This is a genomic window from Paenibacillus xanthanilyticus (genome assembly GCF_042682185.1).
Classification (GTDB): Bacteria; Bacillota; Bacilli; order Paenibacillales; family Paenibacillaceae; genus Paenibacillus_Z; species Paenibacillus_Z xanthanilyticus.
Window position 1 is genome coordinate 2,493,291 of sequence record NZ_JBHUHA010000002.1, and the last position, 15,430, is coordinate 2,508,720.

9 protein-coding genes are annotated in these 15,430 nt (G+C 61.9%); 4 read left to right on the top strand and 5 right to left on the bottom strand.

Features of this window, described 5'->3' with window-relative positions; translation table 11 throughout:
• Positions 1 to 57: 57 nt before the first annotated feature.
• On the bottom strand, positions 58 to 1,383 hold the full coding sequence (locus tag ACFSKT_RS28535; RefSeq protein WP_377719147.1) for a sugar ABC transporter substrate-binding protein: 1,326 nt from the start codon (positions 1,381 to 1,383) through the stop codon (positions 58 to 60).
• 571 nt (positions 1,384 to 1,954) lie between these two features.
• Here ACFSKT_RS28535 and ACFSKT_RS28540 point away from each other — a divergent pair.
• Together ACFSKT_RS28540 and ACFSKT_RS28545 are read left to right on the top strand one after the other, a co-directional pair.
• Positions 1,955 to 2,983 (top strand): LacI family DNA-binding transcriptional regulator, encoded by a 1,029-nt coding sequence (locus tag ACFSKT_RS28540; protein WP_377719148.1) that lies wholly within the window; start codon positions 1,955 to 1,957, stop codon positions 2,981 to 2,983.
• A 6-nt stretch (positions 2,984 to 2,989) separates the two neighbouring features.
• Complete coding sequence (locus tag ACFSKT_RS28545; protein WP_377719149.1) at positions 2,990 to 4,939, top strand: glycoside hydrolase family 15 protein; 1,950 nt, start codon at positions 2,990 to 2,992, stop codon at positions 4,937 to 4,939.
• 366 nt (positions 4,940 to 5,305) lie between these two features.
• Here ACFSKT_RS28545 and ACFSKT_RS28550 read toward each other — a convergent pair whose 3' ends face one another.
• Positions 5,306 to 7,423: a LuxR C-terminal-related transcriptional regulator gene (locus ACFSKT_RS28550; RefSeq protein ID WP_377719150.1), complete on the bottom strand. Its 2,118-nt coding sequence runs from the start codon at positions 7,421 to 7,423 to the stop codon at positions 5,306 to 5,308.
• A 162-nt stretch (positions 7,424 to 7,585) separates the two neighbouring features.
• On the opposite strand from ACFSKT_RS28550, the gene ilvB reads away from it, so the two are divergent.
• A complete protein-coding gene (gene ilvB, locus ACFSKT_RS28555; RefSeq protein ID WP_377719151.1) occupies positions 7,586 to 9,373 on the top strand; it encodes a biosynthetic-type acetolactate synthase large subunit in 1,788 nt (595 codons plus the stop codon).
• Entirely contained in the window at positions 9,370 to 9,897 is a 528-nt protein-coding gene (ilvN, locus tag ACFSKT_RS28560; RefSeq protein WP_377719152.1) for an acetolactate synthase small subunit, read from the top strand. The genes ilvB and ilvN overlap by 4 nt, the downstream gene beginning before the upstream one ends.
• Before the next feature lie 79 nt (positions 9,898 to 9,976).
• Here ilvN and ACFSKT_RS28565 read toward each other — a convergent pair whose 3' ends face one another.
• The 3 genes from ACFSKT_RS28565 to ACFSKT_RS28575 all read right to left on the bottom strand — a co-directional run bounded on the left by ACFSKT_RS28565 (position 9,977) and on the right by ACFSKT_RS28575 (position 15,391).
• Positions 9,977 to 13,087, bottom strand: a complete 3,111-nt coding sequence (locus tag ACFSKT_RS28565) for a GGDEF domain-containing protein (protein WP_377719153.1) — start codon at positions 13,085 to 13,087, stop codon at positions 9,977 to 9,979.
• A gap of 265 nt (positions 13,088 to 13,352) precedes the next feature.
• Positions 13,353 to 14,738, bottom strand: coding sequence for a beta-N-acetylhexosaminidase (nagZ, locus tag ACFSKT_RS28570; protein ID WP_377719154.1), 1,386 nt, complete (start codon positions 14,736 to 14,738; stop codon positions 13,353 to 13,355).
• Between the two features lie 158 nt (positions 14,739 to 14,896).
• Positions 14,897 to 15,391: a GNAT family N-acetyltransferase gene (locus ACFSKT_RS28575; protein WP_377719155.1), complete on the bottom strand. Its 495-nt coding sequence runs from the start codon at positions 15,389 to 15,391 to the stop codon at positions 14,897 to 14,899.
• Positions 15,392 to 15,430 lie beyond the last annotated feature (39 nt).

Sequence of the window (15,430 nt, forward strand, 5' to 3'; positions counted from 1 at the left end):
CGTGAAGAGGGGCGGGCAGCGTGTTATTTAGTATGGTTTGCAGGGCATTCAGACGGATTAGCTGCCTTGCGCAGCGTTCGCGTCTTGGATTTGCTTCACAGCGTTGTCAAGCGAAGTCTTTGGATCTTTGCCCTCGTTCCAGATGTCGGAGAGCGCCGCGCCGATTGGCGTCCAGACGTTGCCCATCTCCGGAACCGACGGCATTGGCTGGGAGTTCTTGAACTGCTCGACGAACGCTTTGATCAGCTCGTCGCCGGACACGGCCGGATCAGCGGATGCTTCGTTGTTCGCCGGGATCGCGCCCGTCAGTTTGAAGTCAGCCAGCTGCGCTTCCTTCGTCGATGCATAACGCGCGAACAGTTTCGCCGCGTTCGGGTATTTCGTGAACGTGTTGACGTACCAAGCTTTAACGCCGGAGAACGAAACGGACGGCTTGCCGTTGATGCTCGGGATTGGAGCCGCGCCGAAGTTAATGCCCGACTTCTTCAGGTCGCCGATCGCCCAAGGGCCGTCGATGTTCATGGCCAGCGTCCCGCCGGTGAACAGACCTTTCTTGATGTCGTAGTTCACGTCGCCGGATTTCAGCGGCAGAACTTCTTTTTTCAGCGATTGGAAGTATGTTGCGCCTTCAACCGCGCCAGCATTGTTCAGACCGATGTCGGCTTTGTCTTGGCCGCCGCCGCCGAACACGTAACCGCCCGTCGTTGCGAGGAACGGGTAGCTGAAGTAGAAGTTGCCGATATCCCACATGAACGCGTATTTGTTCGCTTTCGGATCATTGAACGTCTTCGCGAAAGTTTTCACTTCGTCGAACGTCGTCGGAGGCGTTGCGATCAGGTCTTTGTTATAGAACATCGCGTACGTTTCGACCGAGCGAGGGTAGCCGTAGAGTACGCCGTCGTATGTAACGGCCGATACCGCGTTCTCGGCATTCTCCGCCTTCGCTTGCTCCGCGTACGAATCGTTCGGCAGAACCAGACCAGCGGATACCGCGCGGCCGAGGTTGTCGTGCGGGAATAGTACGACGTCGGCGCCGATGCCTGCAGGACCGTCGGTCGTCAGCTTCGTCACTTGATCGCCTGCGCCGACTTCTTCGATGCGAATATCGACGTTATATTTTTCTTTGAATTCCTTTGCCATTTGCTCGACGAAAGGACGCTCTTCTTTCGCTTCCCAAACGAGCAGGGACGCGCCTTCTTCCGGAACGAGTTCTTCGGTTGCCGTCTCGCCGCCAGTGGCGTTGTTCGTGCCCGCGTTCGTTCCTTCGTTCGTCGTGCCTGCGTTGGTGCCGGTGTTGTTCGTGCCTTCGTTGTTCGTGCCGCCGCATGCAGCCAGCGTCAACGACATGGCGAGCACGCTGACCAGAGCGATGCCTTTTTTCATTGCAAGAAACCCCTTTCGAATTCTGTTCTCTTTGCTCCGGCGGGTTCGCCGGCTACCGCTTGTCTCCTTAGGTCGCCAATTGTCTTATGGCTTCCACCGTAGCTTCCCCAAAAACAGCCGGACCATTACACGATTTACAAATCTGCCTTTTAGAGGACACCGGGGGAATAAACCGCGGGTAAATGGCAAATTGTAAAGGGTACAAAAGCCTTCTGCAGCGGGGGCTGCGGAACCTGCACAAGCTGTGCAAACGTTTGTGCATTTTTCGACAAAAAAGGTTTCGGAAATCGTTTTCAGCGTGAAACCTATAGAAGAAAGCGTTTTACCGATGTCGTTATCATACAACAACCGAGTGTTTTTGGGAAAACGTTTGCACGGTTCGTTTTAGCGAAAAAGTGCGGAGCGTTCTTTAAAATGCTTCGTTTTTCTCTATTTTTCGAAGGAAATCACAATTTCCCATGAAAGCAGCTGCAGTTATTTTCACTATTTACATCTTCTGTTTGCTCGTTTAACATAAATATATTAGAGGACTACCTTGTGCATACGTTTGCACTAACGGGGGATTAACACTATGGTAACCATCAAAGATGTGGCTAAAATCGCGGGGGTCTCGCCTTCCACCGTCTCCAGAGTCGTCTCGGGCAATCCGAGAATCAGCAGGGAAACGACGCGCAAGGTGAAAGAGATCATGGACGAGCTTGGCTATCATCCGAATATAATGGCCAAGAGCCTGGTTTCGAAAACGACGCAAACGCTGGGCATTCTGCTGCCACGGCCGGCCGAGGAGCTGTTTCTCAACTTCTTCTTCGGCGAGCTGATCCGCGGGATCGTGACGCAAGCGACGAAGGCCGGCTACGACATGCTCATGACGACGGTTACGTCGGATCATGACGAATTGGAGACGATCTCGCGCCTCGTACGCGGCGCGCGCGTCGACGGCTTGATCTTGCTATCCTCCCGCAAGCACGACCCCGTCATCGAGTTTCTGAAGCAGCATAACTTTCCATTCGTTCTTGTCGGCCGAAGCGAAGAGTTTCCGGACATCATATCTATAGACAACAACAACGTGCAGGCGGCCTTCGAGGCGACGAACCATTTCATCGCGCAAGGGCACGAGCGGATCGGATTCGTCAGCGGCCCGCCGAATCTTGTCGTCTCCCAAGACCGCCAGCTTGGCTATATGCAGGCGTTGAAGGAAGCCGGCCTCGAGAGCCGGAGCGAGTGGATCGTCGAAGGCGACGTGCTGCAGGAAAGCGGCTTCCGAGCGATGTCCTTCTTTATGAGTCTTCCCGAGCGGCCAACCGCCCTCGTCGTCTTCGACGACCTGCTCGCCTTCGGCGTCCTGCGCGGCTTGACCGAGCTCGGCTACAGCGTTCCCAGCGACATGAGCCTGGTCAGCTTCAACAATCTCCCGCTATCGGAACTAGCTTCGACGCCGATCAGCTCGATCGACATCGGCACCTACCAGCTGGGCTACACCGCGACGCATTCGCTGCTGCGCGCCGTTCACGACGAGCCGCTCCCGCAGAATCAGATCGTCATTCCGCACCGCCTTATCGTGCGCGAATCTTCCATTCAACCTAATACCAAAAGGACGTGAGTTCTGTTGATTAACGACAAACCTTATCTGATTGACGCGATTACAGGCAATTCCCGTTTCCTCGCCTCCCTCGGCAATACCGGCCGCATGTACCGGCTGTGGTGGCCGAACATCGACTTCCCGCAGCACGTGGACAAAATCCGCAGCGGCCTGTTCTTCGAGAACGGGCTGGGCGGCACGTCGTGGTTCGACGAGCCGGATTACGGCTGGAGCCACGAAGCGGCTTACGTTCCGGATACGAATATCTTCCGTGTTGCGGCGAGCCACCGCTCGCTGCCGGTAACGGCCGTCACGGTCGATTATGCCGTGCCGGGCGAGGACTTTCACGTACGCGATTATACGTTCACGAACACGAGCGACGAGCCCGTATCGTTCCAATTCATGTTCTATTCGTCTTTCAGCATCACCGAGAACAAGCTGTATAACACGGTGTTCTTCGATGAAGAGGCAGACGCGATCGTTCATTACCGTCATCGGTATTTTTTTTCAATTGGTAGTTCAAACGTTTGCACAGGTTTCCAGGCTGGCTTCGCATGGGAAGCGGCCGACACGGGCGCGCTGCGCGGCAGCGTAATCGAGATGACGACCGACGGCGGGCTGAGCTGGAAGGTATCTGAGCTTGCTCCAGGTGCTTCTATCACCATACCTGTGTACATCGCGGCGGGCAACGACCGCTTCGAATCGCTGGCGGCGCTGGCCAAGGCGAAATCCAAACCTTCGACCGAGTGGTTCGCGACGACGTCGCAATACTGGCATGATTTCGTCTCGTCGGCCACGCCTTGCCCGACCGACGATCCGGAGATCAAGGACCTATACGTTCGCTCCCTGCTCATGTTCAAGCTCATGTCCGACGAGAAGACGGGCAGCATCGTCGCGGCGCCGGAGTTCGACGAGAACTTCTCCCGCTGCGGCGGCTACTCCTACTGTTGGGGACGCGACGCGGCGTTCATCACGACCGCGCTCGACAAAGCCGGCCTCGGCAGTCTGACCGACAAGTTCTACGACTGGGCGCTCACCGCGCAGGATCCGGACGGCTCGTGGCAGCAGCGTCACTTCCATGACGGCAGCCTGGCGCCGTCGTGGGGCATTCAGCTGGACGAAGGCGCATCGCTCATCTGGGGCATGTGGGAGCATTACAAGCACACCGGCTCCCGCGACTTCGCCGAGCGCGTATGGCCGGCGGTCGCCAAAGGCGCCGCATTCCTCGTCACCACCCTCGATCCGGAGACGGGCCTTCCGCGTCCGAGCCGCGATCTGTGGGAAGAGCGCGAAGCCGAACACACGTATTCGGCCGCTGCCGTCTACGGCGGGCTGAGCGCCGCCGCGTCTTTCGCCGATCTCCAAGGGCAAGCGGAGCTGGCCGCGCAATGGTCGGCCGCGGCGAACCAGGTTTCGGCCGGACTGGATGCGCACGGCTGGAACGAAGCGCGCGACAGCTTCTACCGCGCCCTTAAGCTTACCGTGTACCCGCACGTGTACCATGAAGCAGCTGAACGGGGCGAGCAAGTATTCACGAAGACGAGCGCGAAAGGCTACGTCACGCACCACGTGCAGCATGACCCGATTATCGACATTAGCCTCCTCGGCATCTCCGTTCCGTTCGGCGCCGTTGCGGCGGAAGACGCGCGGATGCAGAAGACGGCCGACGTCGTCGAGCGCGAGCTGACAATGCCTGGCGTTGGCGGCATTAAGCGCTACGAGGACGATACGTACGCGGGCGGCAACCCTTGGGTGCTGACGACGCTGTGGCTGGCTCACTACCGGATCGCGAACGGCCAATACGACGAAGCGAAGAAGCATCTGCGTTGGGCGATGGACCACCGCACGCAGACCGGCCTCCTGCCGGAGCAAGTGGACAAAGTGACGGGCGAGACCGCTTGGGTCGTGCCGCTCACCTGGTCACATGCGATGTTCGTGCTGACGGTCTTCATGCTGGCCGAGAAGGGGCAATTGTAATATAAGGGCTTCGCCCTTCGAGAACCCTTTTTTCACCCTCGCCCCTTCCCCCTCCAGCGGAGGGGAACCAGAGAGTTTGCACCCTCTGGACTCCGCAAATAGGCGTGATTCGGTTCGCGGCCGTCCTTGATGTGTGCTTTCGCGATGGGCACGCGTTGTCCTTCGGGACAAAGCTTTTGTTCGAGCTTCGTTCGCGACGGTTGGCCTTGGGGTGGTATCCTACAGGGATCGTGCGCTCTATGCGGCTCCGTGCTGACCTTCGCTTTCGTCCGCTTCCGCGGACACGCTTTACGTTTGCATCCACAACCTAAACAACAGAAAGCCTGCAAGGAGAGCGGCAATACGCCGCCTGCCCTGCAGGCTTTTTTAGTTTTGTTTCAGCAGAACGCCCATGAATTGCGCCCGGTTTGAGACGCCGTATTTCCGGTAGATCGCGCCTACGTGCTTCTTCACCGTAACGACGCTGACGAAGACCGTACCGGCAATCTCCGCGATCGTCCGGCCTTCCGCCAGCAGCAGCGCCACTTCCCGTTCCCGCTCCGTGAGCGGCTCTTGCGCCGCCGGGAGCGCGAATGGAGGATGATCGGCCTGACTCGCCGCGGTTTCAGCCGCGTCGGCTGCTTCGCGTTCGGCTGTCATCCCGATCATTCGGCGCGCATAGCGGACGAACGCCTCTCCCGATAGCCGCAGCTCGTAGACATCCGCCTGCCTATACCCCTCCCCGTAAGCCCCGTGCCGGATGCCGGCCAATGGCTCGAATCCGACGCTGTGATGACTGTCCGTGTAAAAAGCCAGCGGAGGCGGCGACGCCGCGAGCGTCGTGTAGGCGTACAAGCAATCGAGCAGCAGCCGGAAGGACGCGTGGCGCAGCCCATCATCCGACAAATCCGCTACGTCAATCGTGCGGATGAACGCGCTCTGTCCGCCGTATAACGCCTCCAGATCGGCGGGCGATCTCGACGCCATGTATGCGGCGATGAAGGGATTGCGGCGCAGCAGTCGTTCCGTTGAAGGTGAGATCGGCCAAATGATGGCCAGCCCCGCAGCCTCGCCCGTCTCCGTCAGCAGCAGCTTGCGGACGGCGCCCCCATCGCGCAGTTCCTCCGGGCTGATGCCTGCAAGACGCAGCACGCTTTCCTCAGCCGACAGCGAATAGCGGAACACGCCGCCGCAGGCCGGATCGGCGCAGGCGACGGTTTGCGGCGCCGCGCCTTCGCGCCGGCGCGCGAGATAGGCATCGGCCAGCGGCAGCAGCCGCTCCTCGAGATCCACCCAACGGTAATGGGAAGACTCTCCCGCGTGATAATGCGCCCGCAGGATCGGGTGCTCCGCATAATAGAGCAGCTCCGACATCGCTTCCCCGCTGCGGCCCGCCGCGCCCGCGCGTCCGCTCCCTCGCTCGCGCAGCGAATCCAGCGCGTAGGCGGCTGCGCGCGCCCTCGCTTCTTCATATTGCAGAGGCGCCGTCCGCTTGTATAAGGCGCGCAGCGCTTCCTTGAGCTGCGGTTGGACGGTCCAGCCGCTGCTCGCACGCTCCGCTGCCCAAATCCCCGTCAGCCGCTCGAAGGCGAGCCATCCGATCGGGCGCCCCATGGCGGCGGACAGGCTTTCCCGCTGGAACGAACGCATCAACGCGGCGTTCAGCAGTCCCTCGCGCGTCTCTTCGTCCGGCAGTTCGGCCAGCCATCCCTGCACAGCCCGCTCCAGCAGCTCGGCGGCTCCCGCCGGAGGCTCTATCTCGCCGTGCCGAAGGGCGCTCTCCGCGGCGAGCGCCATCGTAAGCGGATGGCCCCGGGACGCGAGCCACAGCCGCTCGCCGCGCTCTTCGCTCAGCCCGAACCGCTGCGCATACAGCCGAACGTCGCCCTCGGACAGGCTGCGCAGCGTAAGCGTGCTGAGCAGGCGCCCCCATCCCGGCTCGCGCGCGAACAATCGAATCGGCTGCCGGCTGGCAGCCACCACCCGCAGACGCGCCGGCACGCGGGGGAGCATCGTCTCGCGCAGCCACCGATCCAATGCGCCGCCCGCTTCATGGGCATCGATCGCCAGCAGGACCGCCGCCCCGCGCGATTCCTCTGCGCACAGCTTCGCAAGCAGCGTCAGCGCCCGCTCCAAGAGCGCCTCCGTTCCGCCGTTATTCGCTTCGACCCGCCCGCCAGCCGCACCATCTGCCGGCATCGCGGCGCCCAGCGCCCGCAGCAGCGTCGACAGCCAATCGTCCGCCGTCGCGCGCTCCCCGGCATCGGCGCGCAGCCAATGCGCGCCTTCGGCCTCCGCGATCGTCCCCCATGCGGCGAGCAGGCGCGTCTTGCCCATGCCGGCCGCGCCGGCGACGTTCAGCAGGCGCGCGCCGCCGAGGTCGCCATCGCCGCGCAGGAACGCCCGGAACTCTTCCGTCTCCCGTCTGCGGCCGACCAGCAGCCGCGCCTCCCAATCCGTCAACGAATCGCCCCAAGTCGGCGTTTTGCCTGCCTCGCTTCGCATTCTCCATCACCACGTCTTCCACGGATTTTGGTTCACAGTATACTACAGACCGATACCCGCGTGTAGCCTTTTCGATACCGCGGTATACTGCCCGGCCCTCCTCCGCGACCTGTATGCTGAAAGGGAACCCGCCACCAGCTTACGAACGGAGGAACTTCGATCATGCATACGCTTTACACCGAATTTCTAGCCGGCGACGCGGCCGCGCTCGAGCGGCTGAAGACGCCCGGTCCGCTAAGCGGCTCCGAAATCCTGCTGCGCTCGCTCCTGCTCGAAGGCGTGGAATGCGTCTTCGGTTATCCGGGCGGCGCAGTGCTCTATATCTACGACGCCATGCACGGCAACGATCAGTTTCGTCATGTGCTCGCGAGGCATGAACAAGGCGCCATCCACGCCGCCGACGGCTATGCGCGCGCCAGCGGCCGCACCGGCGTCTGCCTGGCGACGTCCGGTCCCGGCGCAGCCAATCTGGTAACCGGCGTCGCCACCGCTTATATGGACTCGGTCCCGCTCGTGGTCATAACAGGCAACGTCCCGACCGACCAGATCGGAACCGACGCGTTCCAAGAAGCCGACATCGTCGGCATGACGATGCCGGTGACTAAACATAGCTTCTTCGTGCGGCATGCCGCGGACATCGCGCCGACCGTACGCAAGGCCTTCCATATCGCATCCACCGGCCGCAAAGGACCCGTATTGATCGATATCCCCAAGGATGTCTCCGCGCAGAACGCGGAATTCGCGTACCCCGGCGAGATCGATCTCCCGGGCTATCGTCTGCCCGGCGAGCCGGACGCCGCGAGCATCGAGGCGATTGCCGCCAAGCTGGCCGAGGCGCGCCGACCTGTCATCCTCGCCGGCGGCGGCATCGTGCACGGCGAGGCGTCGGAGCGGCTCGCCGCCTTCGCCGCGGCGTCGGGCATCCCCGTCGTCACGACGCTGATGGGGCTCGGCGCCCTTCCGGCCAGCCACCCGTGCTGGATCGGCTTCCCCGGCATGCACGGCAGCGTCGCCGCCAACCGCGCGCTGGTCGAGACCGACTGCCTCCTCGCGCTCGGCGCCCGCTTCGACGACCGCGTCACGATGAAGCTGGCCGGCTTCGCGCCGGACGCCGCCATCATTCATGTGGATATCGACGCGGCGGAGATTGGCAAGATTCTTCCCGCGCACCTGTCGGTCCAAGCCGACGCAAGCGCCGTGCTCGGCATGCTGCTTGACCGGAGCGCCCGCTTCGAGCCCAGCCGCTGCGCGCCTTGGCTGACGAAGCTGCGAGAGCTGAACGAGCGCCAGCCGCTTCGCTATGACGACCATGACCCCGCCCGGCTGAAGCCGCAGTTCGTCATCGAGCTGATCAGCCGCACGGAGCCGGAGCGGCGCATCGTCACGACCGACGTCGGCCAGCACCAGATGTGGGCCGCGCAGTTCTGCGCCTACGAGCGCCCCCGCTCCTTCCTCACCTCCGGCGGACTTGGCACGATGGGCTTCGGCCTGCCTTCGGCCATCGGCGCGCAGATCGCGAGGCCGGACGCGCTCGTCGTCTCCGTCAACGGCGACGGCGGCATACAGATGTGCGCCCAGGAGCTGGCCGTGTGCAGCATCCATCGGCTGCCGATCAAGATCGTCGTGCTCAACAACCGCACGCTCGGGATGATCCGGCAATGGCAGGAAGTCATCTACGAGGGACGCCACAGCCACATCGATCTGTCCGGCAGTCCCGATTTCGTAAAGCTGGCCGAGGCTTACGGCGTCAAGGGGCTGCGCGCTTCGGACAAGACGGAGGCTGCACGCGTCTGGCAGGAAGCGCTCGCCCATGACGGCCCTGTCCTGCTCGACTTCTGGATCGATCCGGAGGAGCTCGTGCTGCCGATGATTCGCGTAGGGGGCTCGCTGTCGGACATGATCACCGAAGTCCCCGGCGTCCTCGAACCGAAAGGAGGGATTCCGCAATGAACAACACTCCACTGCACACCGCACAGCCCCATGATCCCCCGGATGCGGAAAGCGGCATGCTGTTCTCCCTGCTCGCCGCCGATAGTCCCGGCGTACTGCAGCGCGTCTGCGCGCTATTAAGCCGGCGGGGCATCAACATCGACAGCATCGCGGTCGGCGAGAGCGAACGGATCGGCTTCTCCCGCATTACGCTGCAGACCGCCCGCGACGTCCATGCCGCCCCTAGTCAGATCGCGCATCAGCTGGATAAGCTGATCGACGTGACCGATATCGTTCAACTCCCGCTGCAAGGCGCCATTCAGCGGGAAATCGCGCTCGTTCGTCTCGATGCTTGCGAGGCGTCGGTATTACGCGTTCAGGCGTTGGGCCACTACGGTCGGTGCGAACTCGTCTCCGCTTCCCGAGCCTCGCTGCTGCTCCAGACGTCCGGCGAACCCGGGCAGATCGACGCGCTTCTTCGCGAGCTCGCTCCCCATGTCCGGCAAGTCACCCGCAGCGGCATGATTGCCGCCCTCCCCGAATAAGCGCTCACGCCAAAAAAGACCCTGAAGCAAGCGGCCATCCGCCTCCTTCAGGGTCTTCCTCTTGTCGCATACGCCGTGCCTACCGCCCTTGCAAATGACCCGCCGCGACGCTGTTGCGCGTGCGCTTGGCTTCATAAAGCGCGAGATCGGCAGCCGCCACTAACTCTTCCCAGCTATCCGCCGCGCCCGCGGCAACGCCCATGCTGACGGTGACGTAGCGGCTGACCGTCGATTTGGCATGCGGGATGCGGTCCTCTTCCACGCGGTCGCGGATCGCCTCCGCCAGCTCAAGCGCCTGCCGCTCCGACGCGCCCGGCAGCACGCAGGCGAATTCTTCGCCGCCGTACCGGGCGATGAAGCTGCCCGGCAGGACGAGCATGTCCCGGGCGAGCTGCGCCACTCGCTTCAGCACCGTATCGCCGCCTTGATGGCCGTAGTTGTCGTTGTACAGTTTGAAGCAGTCGATATCCAGCAGCGCGATCGCGAAACCGCCGTCCCGGCCGCTGCGCTTCGCCCACTCCGCCTCCGTCTGAGCGTCGAAGTAACGGCGGTTGTAGACGCCCGTCAGCCCGTCCATCGAGGAGAGGCGCACAAGCGACTCGTTCGCCTTCTGCAGCTCCGTCTCGCTCTCCACCCGCTTCGTGATGTCCGTCAACGAGACGAGCACGCCGTTCACTTCGCCCTGCTTATTCTTGAACGGGGCCGCGTTGCAGGAGACGATCATCGAGTCTCTCTCGCCTTGGTGAATGGTCAGCTCCAGGTTGTTCATCGGTTTGCCGTCGCGCATGACGCGCAGGAACGGCGGCCCCTCTTCCCCGAACCGTTCGCCGCCGCGGTCGGCCAAGTTCCACAGGCAGAAGTCCCCCTTGTCCGCGCTGCCGACCGCTTGAATCCCCAGCATTTTCTCGGCCATATGATTCGCCAGCGTAATCGCGCCGGTTTCGTTGAACACGAGAATGCCGTTGGGCACCGTTTCGATGATCGTATCAAGCCGGTCTTTGGCCTCCTCCACCTTCTGCTCCAACGCTTTGCGCTCGTTGACGTTGCGCAGGTAGACGGTTAGCCCTTCTTTGGACGGGTAAATATCCGCTTCGAACCAGGCGCCGAACAGCACCGAATATTCCTCGAACGACACCTTGACCTGCTCGGCCATCGCTTTGCGGTAAGCGGCTCCGAAAGCCGACTCCGCGATGCCCGGATAAAGCTCCCATAACACCTGCCCGGTCAGCTGCTCGGCCGTGCGCCTCAAGTAGCGTTCGGCTTCCTGGTTCACGTACGTGAATCGCCACTCCCGGTCGACGACCGCGAACGTATCGGTAATGCTCTCCAATATATTTTTCAGCGACGCCTCCGACTTTCGGTAAGCTTCCTGAACCTGCTTGAATTCGGTCAGCTCGCGGCCGACCGAGACGATGCCGGTAATACGCCCATCCGTCTGGATGAAAGGCGAATAGGAGGTGATGTAATAACGCACGCCTCCTGACGACGTCTGCTGCGACCACTCCTGCACGGACGGCTTGCCCTCGAAAGCCTGGCGCAGCGCCTCCTTATGCGGCTCCGCCGCCTCGCTCGGCAGCAGCTCATCCAAGCTCTTGCCCAAGAAGAACTCGACCGGATTGAGAAGCTCATGCACCGGCCGGCCGAACATGCCGCTCACCCGCATGTCTTCGTCGAAGATCGTAATCGTCTCGTCGACGGAGTTGACAACCGAGCGGAACCGCTCTTCATTCTTGGCCAGCTCGCGCTGAGCGAGGCGCTGCTCGGTAATATCGATACCCGTGGCGATCACGAATTGCACGCGGCCGGAGGCATCCTTCATCGTCGCGTTCGACCACGCAACCCAATGGATGCGCCCGTCCCAAGCCTCCCACCGCTGTTCGAAATGCGGGATGATCTCGCCCGTACGCGCCATTTGCTCCATATGAAGGCGGATATCCTCCCGCTCCTTCGGCAGCGACTGCAGCTCGTGCAGGGGCCGGCCCCGGACCTCGTCCGCCGTGTGTCCGCTCAGCGTCTCGCAGGCTTGGTTAAACCGCACGACCCGTCCTTCGTGATCGAGCACAATAATGAAGGAGGCGGCCGTATTCAGTACCGAATCCGCGAAAGCCTGCTCGACCTGCAGCTTCTCGACCGTCTTGCCCAGCGTGACCGACATGCCGTTATACACCTGCAGCAGTTCGTCCATCTCGACCGAGGAATCCTTCGTCGCGCCCGCGTCGATCACGTAGCCGTACCGACCATTCTGAATGCCCCGGACACCGTGCAGCAGCTCTTCGATCGGCCGGCTCAGATGCGCGGCCATGCGGGAGGAGATATAAACGGCGGCCAGCAGCGCGCCCAGGATGATGAGCGCCGTCATGACCAACTGCGCGTAGATCGACTTCAGGACGACCTCGATGCCCGCCTCCGCGACGATGAGCCACCGACCGTCATTGGTCCAAGCATAGGCCCCGTAGACTTCGTCCCCGCGATAGTTGACGTAGGAATCTTCCAGTTGATGACCCCTCGCGGCCGCCTGCGTCAGAGGCGTCTCCATCATCTCGCCTAACGCAAGATGCGTGCCGGTAATCATCGTTCCATCGAGCGCGACCAAGTACGATTCGCCGTCCGCCCCATACTGGAACTGCTTCATCAGCCCTTCGATCGTGCTCAGCTCGACCGCGCCGGTAATCAACCCGGCGAACTCGTTGTGCTTATCCGTGATCGGCGAGGCGAAAATAATGACGGGCTTGCCGCTATACTTGGAGATCAGCGTGCCCGAGATGCTCTCCTTCAGCAGCTTGCCCTTCTGATAAAACTCGCGATCCGTCAGGTTCGTCGTTTTGCCGTGCAGGTCGCCAATGCCGTCCTTGTTCACGAACGTGATATAGCTGAACTCCTCCTGCCCGGCCAGCACCTGTTGAAGCTCGCCCCGGATTACGCTCTGATCCAGCGTCTTGACCGATTGGGAATGGGCCAGCATATGGATATCCCCCATACGCTCGAACAGCCACTTCTCCAGGAACGCATGCTCCAGCATGACCGTTTGCTTCAGCTGGTCGATCGCTTTCTTTTTATGATGGCTATATTCGATATACGTAAACACCGCCATGCACGTGATGGCGACCGACAACACAAGCAGCATCGTCTGCCTGCGGAATTTGCGATGAAGCGTATTCGGACGCGAACGCCGGTTGAACAGCCGTTTCATGATGTTGGCTCCGTTCTATCCAGTCTGACGCAGCATCTCTCCGGACAGCCATGTGCTCCCGGTCAGGCTTTTTCGCCGCGCTCCAGACTTAATTCGACAAGGTTTGACAAACTCCTACTGACGCCCCGTTGAAATATATGGCTTTCTACGCTGCGATTGGCCTGGCTCCCTGTGTGTCCTGTCCGCGCAAAGAAAAGGCCGCCCTTCCCCTTTACGGTTCTGGAGCAGCCGATTCTATCATCGCCTTGGCGCTTCCGCGAAAAGACTACGGCCGCGCCGCCTGCGCGAGCACTTCGGCGATCGCCTCGTTCACCGGCGCAAGCTGCGGGCTGCCGATCGCTTCGTCGCTTAGCTTCCCATCCGCCTTCAGCCGAAGCACCCGCAGCACGCTCTCGTTCAGCCGGGCTTCGGTCAATACGCCCTGTTTGACGCTGGATGCCAGCGCCGCGATCGCCTTATCGACGTTGCCGTACTTATGGGCGATGAGCACCAGGTCTGCGCCGGCCTTCACGGACAGCACGGCCGCTTCGCCGATTCCGTAATGGTCGGCGATCGCGCCCATCGTCAGATCGTCGGTGATGACGACCCCCTTGAAGCCGAGCATGCCTCGCAGCTGCTCGGTGACGATCGTCTTCGATAACGATGCCGGGTAGTCCGGATCGATCTTGGGGAACAGGATATGCGCGACCATGACCGCCCCGGCCCCTTCCCGGATCGCCGCCTCGAACGGCTTCCACTCGAACGCCTTCAGCTGGTCCAGCCCTTTGTTCACCACGGGCAAATCCAAGTGCGAATCGACCGCCGTATCGCCATGACCCGGAAAATGCTTGACGACCGGAATGACGCCCTGCGAGCGAATGCCTTTCATCGTCGCGAGCCCCATCTCCGTAACGACCTGCTCGCCGCTGCCGAACGCCCGCGCGCCGATGACCGGATTCGCCGGGTTGCTGTTAATATCGAGCACGGGCGCGAAATCGACGTTCAGGCCGAGTTCGGCGCAGGCGCGCGCCAGAATTTCGCCGACGTCCTCGGCCAGCGCGGCATCGCCCGTATCGCCGATGACGCCTGCATTGGGCAGCTTCTTCAGCGCCGGCAGCCGGCTCACCTTCCCGCCTTCTTGATCGACCGATAGCAGCAGCGGCGCCGCGCCGTCGGCATTCCACGCCTTCAGCTGATTGACGTACCGAATGACGCTCTCCGCCGACGCCAGATTGTCTTTGTAGAAAATGACGCCGCCCACGTGCTGCTCCCGGATCATCCGCTTCGCGCCCGCATCCGCCGACGTGCCGTCCACGCCGGCCACGATCAGCTGCCCGATGCGCGCCTCGAGCGTCATGCCGGCGATCTGCTGCAGCAGCTCGGCATCTCCCGGTCTCCCGGCCGCTTCGGTATCGACGGCATCGGAAGTCCCGCTCGGGGCACTCGCCGCCGCGCCCCCGACGGACTCGCCGCTAGGCGCCGCTGGATCGGACTCTCCCGATTGCGCCGCCAGGCCTTGCTCGCCCGCTAGCGGCGCGTGGGCCGCGTCGTTCGCGCTCACTGCGCCGCTCGTCTCCACCGCCTGCCGCTGGCCGCCGGCGCAGCCGGCTACCGCCGCCGCCAGCAGCATCGCCGCGGCAGCAGCCGCCGTTCTTCTGACTTGCTCGCGCATCTACCTCGCTCCCGTCCTCTGTAGTAGCTTCAGTGTCGGCCATGCGGCCTCCCGTTCATACGTGCCGCAGCTCGGCCGAAGCCCTTACCCAATATGTATGTGACGAGATCACCCTGCCAAAAGTTGCCCGCAGCGGCCGCTCGGGCGCAAGATGGCGCTTATTCGCCCAGCACCTTCTGATAGCTCGCGATATCGAGCCGGCGGCCGAACTTGTACCCGACTTCCTTGAAATGCGCGCATTTCTCGTAGCCAAGCCGCTCGAATAGCCGGATGCTGCGTTCGTTCTCCGTGCAGATCGTCGCCACAAGCGTATGGAACCCGATTGTGCGCGCTTCTGCCTCAAGGAACATAATGGCGGCCGGTCCGATTCCGTTCCCCATCCGTTCGGGTGCCACGTAGACCGTCACTTCCGCGGTGACGTCGTACGCCTGCTTGTTTTTATGCTGCGTGAACAAGGCATAGCCGGCCATTTCGCCTTCGACCTCGATCACGTACGTCTTGTAGCGCGGATTCGGATGGCATACGTTAGCCCGCATTTCGTCGCGCGTCACCTCCGCCGTATGGAACGAGATCGTCGTATTCGCCACGTAATAATTATAGATTTCGTGCACCTTCGTCAAATGACGCGCTTCATCGAATGCCACCATCTGCATCTGTCTATCCCCTTCCTTAACGGTTAACCACATATTCCG

Bases quoted from the DNA above. Each gene is read 5' to 3' on its own strand.
- ACFSKT_RS28535 (WP_377719147.1), bottom strand. From the start codon at position 1,383: ATGAAAAAAGGCATCGCTCTGGTCAGCGTGCTCGCCATGTCGTTGACG.
- ACFSKT_RS28540 (WP_377719148.1), top strand. From the start codon at position 1,955: ATGGTAACCATCAAAGATGTGGCTAAAATCGCGGGGGTCTCGCCTTCC.
- ACFSKT_RS28550 (WP_377719150.1), bottom strand. From the start codon at position 7,423: ATGCGAAGCGAGGCAGGCAAAACGCCGACTTGGGGCGATTCGTTGACG.
- ilvB (WP_377719151.1), top strand. From the start codon at position 7,586: ATGCATACGCTTTACACCGAATTTCTAGCCGGCGACGCGGCCGCGCTC.
- ilvN (WP_377719152.1), top strand. From the start codon at position 9,370: ATGAACAACACTCCACTGCACACCGCACAGCCCCATGATCCCCCGGAT.
- ACFSKT_RS28565 (WP_377719153.1), bottom strand. From the start codon at position 13,087: ATGAAACGGCTGTTCAACCGGCGTTCGCGTCCGAATACGCTTCATCGC.
- nagZ (WP_377719154.1), bottom strand. From the start codon at position 14,738: ATGCGCGAGCAAGTCAGAAGAACGGCGGCTGCTGCCGCGGCGATGCTG.
- ACFSKT_RS28575 (WP_377719155.1), bottom strand. From the start codon at position 15,391: ATGCAGATGGTGGCATTCGATGAAGCGCGTCATTTGACGAAGGTGCAC.